The organism is Halomonas sp. (genome assembly GCF_029263665.1).
Classification (GTDB): domain Bacteria; phylum Pseudomonadota; class Gammaproteobacteria; order Pseudomonadales; family Halomonadaceae; genus Halomonas.
Genome location: NZ_JAJUFQ010000044.1, coordinates 1 through 9,233, shown reverse-complemented (window position 1 = coordinate 9,233; position 9,233 = coordinate 1). Strand labels below are relative to the sequence as shown.

General features: G+C 60.0%; 7 protein-coding genes. 3 read left to right on the top strand and 4 right to left on the bottom strand.

Annotated elements, in window-relative coordinates; translation table 11 throughout:
• On the top strand, nt 1-381 hold a 381-nt coding region (locus tag Q1K07_RS21065; protein WP_300315868.1), incomplete at its 5' end, for a hypothetical protein.
• Nucleotides 382-453: 72 nt separating this feature from the next.
• On the opposite strand, the gene Q1K07_RS21060 is transcribed toward Q1K07_RS21065, so the two are convergent.
• The 3 genes from Q1K07_RS21060 to Q1K07_RS21050 form a co-directional block, all read right to left on the bottom strand.
• The gene (locus Q1K07_RS21060) at nt 454-1,230 is read right to left on the bottom strand and encodes a SapC family protein (protein ID WP_300315865.1); all 777 of its coding nucleotides are present in this window, start codon (nt 1,228-1,230) and stop codon (nt 454-456) included.
• 107 nt (nt 1,231-1,337) lie between these two features.
• Complete coding sequence (locus Q1K07_RS21055) at nt 1,338-5,033, bottom strand: DUF4214 domain-containing protein (protein WP_366945102.1); 3,696 nt, start codon at nt 5,031-5,033, stop codon at nt 1,338-1,340.
• Between the two features lie 315 nt (nt 5,034-5,348).
• Nucleotides 5,349-6,653, bottom strand: coding sequence for a hypothetical protein (locus Q1K07_RS21050; protein WP_300315859.1), 1,305 nt, complete (start codon nt 6,651-6,653; stop codon nt 5,349-5,351).
• 232 nt (nt 6,654-6,885) lie between these two features.
• On the opposite strand from Q1K07_RS21050, the gene Q1K07_RS21045 reads away from it, so the two are divergent.
• Together Q1K07_RS21045 and Q1K07_RS21040 are read left to right on the top strand one after the other, a co-directional pair.
• Nucleotides 6,886-8,307, top strand: coding sequence for a FecR family protein (locus tag Q1K07_RS21045; RefSeq protein ID WP_300315856.1), 1,422 nt, complete (start codon nt 6,886-6,888; stop codon nt 8,305-8,307).
• A gap of 2 nt (nt 8,308-8,309) precedes the next feature.
• The gene (locus Q1K07_RS21040) at nt 8,310-8,969 is read left to right on the top strand and encodes a cyclic nucleotide-binding domain-containing protein (protein ID WP_300315853.1); all 660 of its coding nucleotides are present in this window, start codon (nt 8,310-8,312) and stop codon (nt 8,967-8,969) included.
• Between the two features lie 80 nt (nt 8,970-9,049).
• Here the strand turns inward: Q1K07_RS21040 and Q1K07_RS21035 are convergent.
• Nucleotides 9,050-9,233 (bottom strand): transposase (locus Q1K07_RS21035; RefSeq protein WP_300315850.1); only part of this gene is annotated, 184 nt, incomplete at its 5' end.

Below are 9,233 nucleotides of genomic sequence, written 5' to 3'. Positions count from 1 at the left end.
GTCCTTGAGGATCCAGGGCGCTTCCAGGCCCAGGCCGAGGGTCAGAATCTGGGTGCCGTCCATGCCATGCCTCCTGTCGTCGTGGAGGTCATATCCTGGCCCAGCTCAGGGGGCGAATTCCACACCCAACGACGAAGAGCCAGTGATCCCCGCCTGCTTACCTATGGCGATGACGAGATCCCCTTCGAAGATGGCCCCTTTGGCGATCCCATGGCCGAGTTCGTGGCACCGGAAAGCGGCCAGTTCACTATTGTGGTCACCAACTTTGCCAGTGGGCCGGATGATGGCGGAGATGGGCGCTTCGACTATCATCTGAATGTTACCGAGATTGAGTCGATCGGTGTGGAGGAGCCACTACCCGATTTCTACGCCATCGCCTGACCAACCATCGTTCAGCATACACTCTGGCGGCCGGAAATATCTCCGGCCGCCATTTTGTGTGGCCAGTCTAGGCTAGCCATCGAAATCGAAGGTGAAGTCGTCGCCGCCGAACAGCTCGTCGATATCAGGCGTTGCTTTGGCGGCCGCTCCAAGTCGCGTAATAATGCCGTCATCAAGGTTGCTTAGTGAAAGCACATGAGCATAGGCCAGTGCGAGAGCACCGCTATCACGTAGCTCGGCCAGAGCTTGTGGCTCAAGCGAACGCAGTACGCTTTCGTTAACGATGCGAACTCCGCTGATTGTCTGGGCGTTGTCACCCTTCCCCAGGGTAATGTCTTTCTTCATCAGCAACTCGTGCTGTTCAAGCTCGGCCACCAGTTGGGCCGTGTGCGCATGATCTCGCATCAAGGTGATCAGCACCTGCTGGATTTTTTTGAGCAGTGCGGTGGGTCGGCCTTGAGCATCCAGCAGCGGCTGACCCTCCGCCGACTCGAAATGGCGAGCGGCGGCATCAAACTGCATGGCATAGCGCTGCTCGTCGGTCTCCTGCTGTTTGGGCAGGGGGGCGAGCATGAACGGATAGCGACGAATATGCGCGGGAATATAGCGTCCCTGCCAGTGGCCGGAACTTTGAACGTGAGCGTTGATGCCCGGTGGCATGCCGGCAAGTGCCTGGGGCACTTCGCTGCCCACCGGAAAGACCACCGGCATTTCTCGGGCCACTCGGGTGATCTCGCTGGAAACCACGGGCACCAGCACCTGCTCGCGGGCAAAGTCGTAGGGTTGATTGGCAGAAAAGCGCAGGAAGGCATGCTGCTCTGCGTCAAGGATGGTGAGCTGGTTAAACATCAGCGCTCCTCGATGGTGTGGGGTAGGCGGCAAGCATAACAAAAAAGGCCGCCCCGAAGGGCGGCCTTGCGGCTCATAGAGCCAGTCGTCGATCAATGGATCTTAGATCACGCAAACATGAAGTTTGCGCCGGGCTCGAGACCATTGGCGAGGCTGCTATCGAGGCCTGTCAACAGGATCTCGAAGTTCATGTCACCGTTATGCGTGATCTGAGCAGCATCTGTGGTACCTGAATTGTAGAGACCACCACCTGAGTTATCGAAGCTACCGCCAGTAATTACACCGTACTCGATGTTCAGCTGGCTTACGCCTTCGATACCCAAACCGCGCAGGTCGAGGACATCCAGGTTCTGAGAGTTGCCCGAATCCTGAAGGAAACCGTCAATCTGCCAGACGACACCATCGGTGTAGGCATCCTCGGTGAACTTGAAAGTGGTGACAGCGAAGTCATTATTGGTGGTATCACGCGACGCGCTGTTGTCCCAGCTGAACTCATACTCACCCACTGTGATGGTGGTGTTGGTATTGAGCTCTTTCAGAACATCGGTATCCGTAAAGGTGGCACCGGTACTGTCCGTTGCCTGCGAAAAGCTACCGGCAAACTCACCCTTGAAGCCTGAGACATCAATGCTAGTCAGGGAATTGGTCAAGTTGTTCAACGTCAGCGTATCCGCTACGTTGTTAGACACACCACCTGTGTAGGTGTTTTGTCCATCGCGGCCACCTGTCAGGTTAAGTTCACGCGCATAGTTGCTGCCGGCATCGCCGTTGTTGATATCTGCAACAGTTGCTGTTGCGCCATCACCAAAGCCGTTGAGTACCAGGTTCGGAGTGAAGTTGACCTGAATCTGAGGATCAGACGCGTTGTTCATCTCCAGGTTGATCGTGCGATAGTCATCAACAGAGAGGTTACCACCAAATGAGTTGCCAACTGCATCAGTAACCACTTCAGCATTGAGCGTGTTGCTGGTTGCCTTGGCACCGGCAGTCAGCGCCAGGTCCTCGGTGATGCCGGTGTGGCTGATCAGCACATTCTCGGTGCCGCGCAGGCCATCAACCGTCAGGTCGTTGGACAGGTTGGCAATTTCGTACAGTTCGACGCCAGTGGTGTTGGAGGCGTCGAAGCGACCCTCGGCACCAGCAGCCATGCCGAATGTAACGGTTTCAAACTCGCTGATATTGGTGGATGCCTTAGCATTGCCGCTGCCATCCACGGCGAAGGTGCCATCGAACAGCAGTTCGTCGTTATCGCCTGCGGTACCAACCAGCTTGTCCGTGCTGTCTTTATCCAGCAGGCCAGCATCGATGCCCAACCGCAGGTCGCCTTCAAGTGCTGACCCGTCGACGGTCAGAGCCTGATTCGGCGTGGTTGCCAGGTTAGAGATGTTGGCGCTGAGATTCTGAGTACCTTCGAAGGTCACCTCAGAGGCGCCGGCAGCCTGGATGTCACCCACAACGTTTGCGGTGTCACGCTCGCCATTGGAGGAGAGCAGCAGTTCATCCACATTGCTGTTGGCGCCGGTCACGAGGATATCAGCTACCGTCAGCACGCCGCTGTTGCGCGCGGTGTTATCCAGATCGATGCGCTGGGTGGTCGCCTCAGCATCTACCAGATTAATCGTTCCGATAGCCTGGGAGGCGTTGCTCTGGTTGCCCAGGGTCTGGTTCTTGCCGCTCAGGGAAACAGTGGTATCAGCTTCCAGATCATTGATCTGAGAGCTTGCACCGCCTGTAGTAGCAACCACCAGCTCCTCGACACCGGCCAGCGGGGTCATATCGGCGTTGATAGGGGTATTACCGGCCAGTACCAGCTTCTGGATGTTCTCGAACGCCGTCGGGGTGCTGGAGGGGTCCACACCGATGGAGCTGGAGGTCTCCAGGGTGTTGCGACCCTCACCGCCGTCGATGCTGACGTTGGCCAGCGAGTAGTTGCCGGACAGGTTGATGCGGTCGTCCTGAGCGCCACCATTGATTTCAAGCATGAAATCGTTGTCGGTGCTCAGCGTATTGGCGAGGCTCAGCGAGAAGTTGCTGCCACCATCACCCAGGTTGTAGGTGAACTGTACCGGCTCTTCGGCGTCATCCAGATAGCGGCTGATGGAGTTGTTGGTCAGCGACGCACCCAGCTTCAGCTCCTGCTCGAAGCCGGAGGCATCGAAGACGCGCACATCGACCAGGCCGTCGTTCTGCAGGCGGTCATCGGTGGTGGTAGAAACGCCAGCCACGACGCTGGAAGTACCCAGCAACAGGCTACCCTCGCCCTCGACGTAGACCTCTTCCAGATACTGCTCACCGGTACGCAGGTTGCTGGACATCAGTGCAGCCGGCGCGACGGTGCCCTCAGTCGCCAGATGGCTGTCATGCAGCACGTTAACGTTGAAGACTTCCACGCCACGGCTGCCGGACATCACACCCACGTCCATGACACCACCCTGGGAACCATTACCGGCACCATCCAGGAAGACATCGGTTTCGGTAGGCAGATCGGTGATCTGCGGCACGCCCAGAGAGGCGTCCTTCACCTCGTTGGTGGTGGAGGAAGAGATCACGGTGCCGGCCGGGTCGACGACAAAATCACCAGATTGCGGATCAGTCACCACAAACTGGCCATTGCCGCGATGGGCGACGGTCAGATTTTCCAGACCTTCGGTGGCGTTGATCTCGGCCTGCAGAGCAGCCTGCAGCTCGGCCCAGGTATTGGCGGCTTCGACGTCGGCACCACCCAGCTGGTAGCGCTCACCGTTGAGCTCGAAGCGAATGCCGTTAACGGTGATGTCCTTCAGCTCGTCGCTGGCGGCATTCAGCTCACGGATGGTGAAGTTGAAAGCGGAGGCGCCTACCACCGCACCACCTTCCAGGAAGTTGGCGTTGAAGTAGGAAGCGAAGCTCACACCCGGATCGGTATCACGCATGCCGAAGGCGGTATCATCCGGGTTGGAACGAATGTCTTCGACCAGGATGCCGCTGCGGCTATTGTCGCTCCACCACTCTTCCACGCCGCTCATCTTCTCGGCGTCGATGGTGGTGTCGGCCAGGTTCGGGAACTGGGCGCGCAGGTTGACAACTTCAATGCTGTCAGTTTCGGCCGAAATGGTCGGCGCGATCGGCACGGAACCAGACAGGGAAGCGGTCAGGTCGGCGTTGAGCACATCGCGGCCTTCACCACCGTCGAGCACGTCACCGGTCTCGAAGGTGTTGGCCACGGCACCGGAGCCAGTTTCATCCTGGGTGACCGGGGCGGTGAAGACATCGTTACCGTCTGTGCCAGTCAAGTTGTCGGCGCGCTGGGTCAGTTCGAGGTTGTTGCCTTCTCCGCTCAGGGAGTCATCCACGTCGGCGCGGGCATCGGCCAGGTCGGTATCGCCGTCGACGCCGTCGATGGCACTGCGTGCGCCAGACTCATCATAGTTAGCACCAGCCTGAGCGGTGTAGTACTGAGCGACCTGGACCTTGTTGTCCAGCGCCAGGGTATCGGCAGCAGAAGCGCCATCCACCAGAGCCAGCACCAGCTGGTCGAAGCTGACATCGGCACCGCCGCCATTGACCCAGTAGTCCAGGCCTTCATCTTCGGCGCTGCGATTGAAAAGGTTTTGGTAGAGCTGGTTGACCGCCTGGGCACGCGTCATCTGGCCGATGCCGTTCTGGTACTCGGGCTGCTCTTCCACAATGTTGGCACGCAGCTGCTCAAGGGTGAGCGCGCCACTTTCGATTTCGCCAGTCCAGTAGTCCAGGCCAGCCTTGTCGGCGGCACGGCCCAGCAGGCCGATATAGACCTTCTGGATTTGTTCAGCAACAGTTGCCATGTGTTCAAACTCCATTTGGTTGTCGAATCGACATTGCAGACGCTTGGTTACCCCGAAGGGGCCTGGGCCCGTCAGCCCGGCCTGCGAGTCGTTCCCCACAATGGGGAACGGTTACCCTAGCAAGGGTAGATTGAATTATGCGGTCTCTGCCTGACAAAACTGTGAAGCAGTTCACACTTCCCATGAAAAAACTGTCAGCGGGAGGGTCGCTCCGCGCAAGAACCGGCCTTAGACTAGCATAAATGCGAGAAATACCAAGGCGCCATTGTGGCCGTAACGTCACCGGCCGCGCCAGGCCCCGGTGAGGCTCCCCCCCTACCAGTGCCACTCCAGGGCGGCCTCCAGACTCCAGCGGTCAGTGTCAAACAGCTCAAGGCTGGCGCATGTCTTCTCCCAGCGCGCATCCACCACCAGATCGAGGGCACTCATCAGTGGAAGACTGGCGCGTGCGCCCAGGGTGGCGGTGGTTTCCCTGCGCCGCTGGTCGCCGAAGAACACATAGTTGTATGGCTCGGTGTCATGGCGCTCCATCAGGTGCATGTACCCTTTCGCCTCCAGGGCTCTCCAGTGCCATGTCGGGCTCTGGGCCCCCATACGCAGCCGCCAGGTGTCACCGGCCGGGCGGTCGGGTTTATGTTGCCAGCTGGCACTTCCCCACATCAGCGCGCCACCCCACTGGCGCCACAGACCGATGCTGAGACGCTGACTCTGGCGGCCGACAGGCTCACGCTGCCACTGCAGGCCGGCTTGCGCCATCCAGTCGCCAGCCAGCAGCTGGCGAAAGTCCGCATCGAGGTACCAGGCCGTACCGATGCCATCGACGTCCTGATGCTGCAGCATGGTGGAGAGACGCTGGTCCTGCGAACGCTGCCACTCGACACCCAGGTAGGCATCCCGGCGGTGCAGGGAGTTCAGATCGTGGTAGCGCTGCGCTCCCATGCCGGCGAGCAGCCGCCAGTCAGCGAACTCCTGATCGCTCCCTGGCAGCAGAAGGCCAGCGGGCAAATTGGCTGTCAACCCGAAGCGGCTGTAGCGACTGGACTGAGCACGGCTGGCATCGGCCAGTACCGCTTCATCCGCGATCATGTTGAACAGGTTGAGAGGGATGGTGCGGTGCCGGGAACCCAGGTTGGCATTACTATCGTACCCTTGGGCGGCGGTAACAGTGCCCTGGAGGGCCGACGACCAGCCGCCGGCAGTGCTTGACTGCCCACGACTGAGCCGCGTTTCGAGCTGCGCCAGAGTACGCGCGGCCGCCGGCGGCAAGGGAGTCTCTCCGCGATAGGCTTCTAACCCGCGCAGACTGGCTCGAGCCGCCGACTCGTTCCCCAGCTCCGTATACGCGATGGCCAGCTCGAGACGTGAGCCGAGCGCATAGGGATTGGCAAGGACAGCAGCCTCAAAGTGCTCCACGGCGGCGGAGTAGTCTGTTAGCTGCATCGCCATTTGCCCCAGCCACTGATGATGCCGAGCCGCCTCAACCGACGCCGAAGGCACGGGCTGGCGTTGCAGCCACGCATAGACACCCGTCAGCGGGTCCTCGGACAAGCGCCGCAGCAACACGCCCTCCTCTACGGCACGTGCAGGCTCACCGAGCAGCAGCCCCAATAGAAAGGCCAACAGCAGCCCCGACCACCGTCGCGGGTAATGTAGGGTAGGCAAATCGTCTGGCAAAGCGAGTTATCATTGGTGAGGTAGGTGCATTAGCTTACCATGAGAGGGATATGATCGATCTGATGACTTCTGCCGAGCCTCCGACACATCAGAATGTATACTCTAGCGGCCTCGCGGTGCCGTAGAGTACAAGCGTCGGGCAGAACCTCACCCTTGGCTGAAAGGGAATATTCATACCATGCAAAGAGAAAAAATGGGGCGTATCGATATCAGGCCGGCTACCTGGGTACTGCTGTGCCTGCTGCTGTACCTAATACTGTCACCTCCACTGGTGTCGGCAAGTACGCCGGCGGGCAGAGTCAGCTTCGTGAGCGGTGTGGCGATGCTGGAGCGCGATACCCAGCAACGGGCACTGACGGCCGACACCACCATCCACGAGGGTGACCGACTGGAGACCGGTGTGGATGGCTATGTGCATCTGCGAATGGTCGATGGCGCCGTGATCAGCCTACGCAGTGAGAGCGCCCTGAGCATCGTGCATTATCGCTTCACCCCGCAAGACCCCAGTGCCTCGCGCGCCAACCTCGCTCTGCATTACGGTGTGGCACGCTCCATCAGTGGAGAGATTGGTGCGCGCAGCAAGGAGCGCTTCCGCCTGGATACCCCCATCGCCGCCATCGGTATCCGCGGCACCGACTTCAGCGTACTTTCTACTAATAAGGTTAGCCGCCTCAGTGTCAAGCGGGGTGGTGTAGTGATGGCTCCGCTGTCAGCGGCGTGCCATCAGGGAGGAGTGGGGCCCTGCGCGGGGCCAGGTGCCGCGGAGCTCTTCGAGAGCCAGCGCGATCTACTGCTCGAAATACGCCAGGGCGATGCAGCGGCACGGCTCACCCAGGAAGGCATTACGCCGAACGAATTCCGTCCGCCGCATCCCGCCGAGTCGACACTGAACGGAGTTCAAGCACCAGCCACTGTACAGCAAGGCGACTGGCTGGTGACCGGCGACTCCCTCCCCGGGGCCAGCAACTATGAGGAAGCCCTGGAGCAGGCCGAGCACTATATGGCCCAGACGGGACTGATCACCGAGGCGGTGGAACGGGGTAATGCGGCTAGCGAGATCCAGCCCCGCGACCGTGGCCTGGTGGAAACCCCCACGATCATGTGGGGACGCTGGAGCGACCATAACGAGGGGTACGCTGCCGAGATATCGCGACTGCTCCACGGCGGAGAAAGCTCTCGCCAGTATGCCAACGTCGGTAACAGCGTGTTTGGCCTGGTGGAAACTGCAACCCCAGAGCGCCAGCTGCCTGACCGCGGCAAGGCCTACTTCAATCTCAATAGTTATGAGGCCTACATCAAGCGCAACAGTGAGCTGGAGACGGCCAGCATCAGCCACCCAGGCCTGGTAGTGGATTTCGAGCAGCAACGCTTCGCCGCCCGTTTGGATGTGCATGCCGAGTCTCTACCTGGCAAGGTGCACGTAGTCGGCGGTGGCAGTCTCTCGAATGCTGGCTATCTACGCAGCGACAAACTCTCACCTAGCGCGATGGCCGGTGCCCTGAGCGGTGCCGCTGACGAGGCGGGGTTACTCTTCGAGTACCAGATCGAGCCCGGCGTCGATGCCGTGGGTGCAACCCATTGGGCCCTGGAGCGCGACTAAACATGTCTTCGCCGTTTCTCGACGATACGTTGGAGTCACTCCTGCTGGCACACTGCCACCGCCGCCAGCTCTCGCGCAAGGAGATGGTGCTCAATGGTGGAAGCCAGGCCACCTCTCTGCTCTACTTCGTCAAGGGCGTAGCCAAGGTAGCGGTCATCAGTCCTCAGGGGCAGGAGATGATCGTCACTTACCTGGGACCAGGGGAGTTCGCCGGCGAAATGGGCATCTTTTGTCCTGACCTGCCCCGTTCCGCCTGGGTGATGGCTCACACCGACTGCGAGGTGGGCATGATCTCCTACCACAGCTTTCACGAACTGGCGAGAACCAACCCAGAGCTGCTCTATGCGTTGGGTCAGCAACTCTCGGTGCGCTTGCTCAAGACCACCCAGCGCGCCAGCGACTTTGCCTTCCACGATGTGGTAGGCCGTATTCGCCGCTGCCTGCAGGAGCTCTCCCACCTGGCGGCCAAGGCCAAATACGACGGTGTCACCATCCACTACACTCGCCAGGAGCTGGCCATGATGGCCGGCTGCACCCGCGAGATGGCAGGCCGTGCTCTCAAGGCACTGGAACAGGCAGGTCTGGTGCGAGTGCATGGCAAGAGCATCCAGGTCAGCCGTGAGTTGATGCAGCCAACGACGGAAGCCTCTGACGAAAGCTGACTACCCCTTCGTTTACAGGGGGGAAAGTGTGGCATACCACGCTAGCCTGATACTCGGGAATACCTTGGTTCTTCGTCACTTCACGTGGATTTGGCCTGATCGAACAGGCGGCCCACTGGGCTACCAATCAGGTAGATCATGGCGATGAAGTTGGCCTCGTTCCGGTAGCCGCGTGCGCGTGACCGAGCCGCCTGGAACAAGCCGTTCATCCCTTCCAGTCGTGCGTTGGTCAGTCCCGAGATCCACCGCCTGACTACCGCGTCG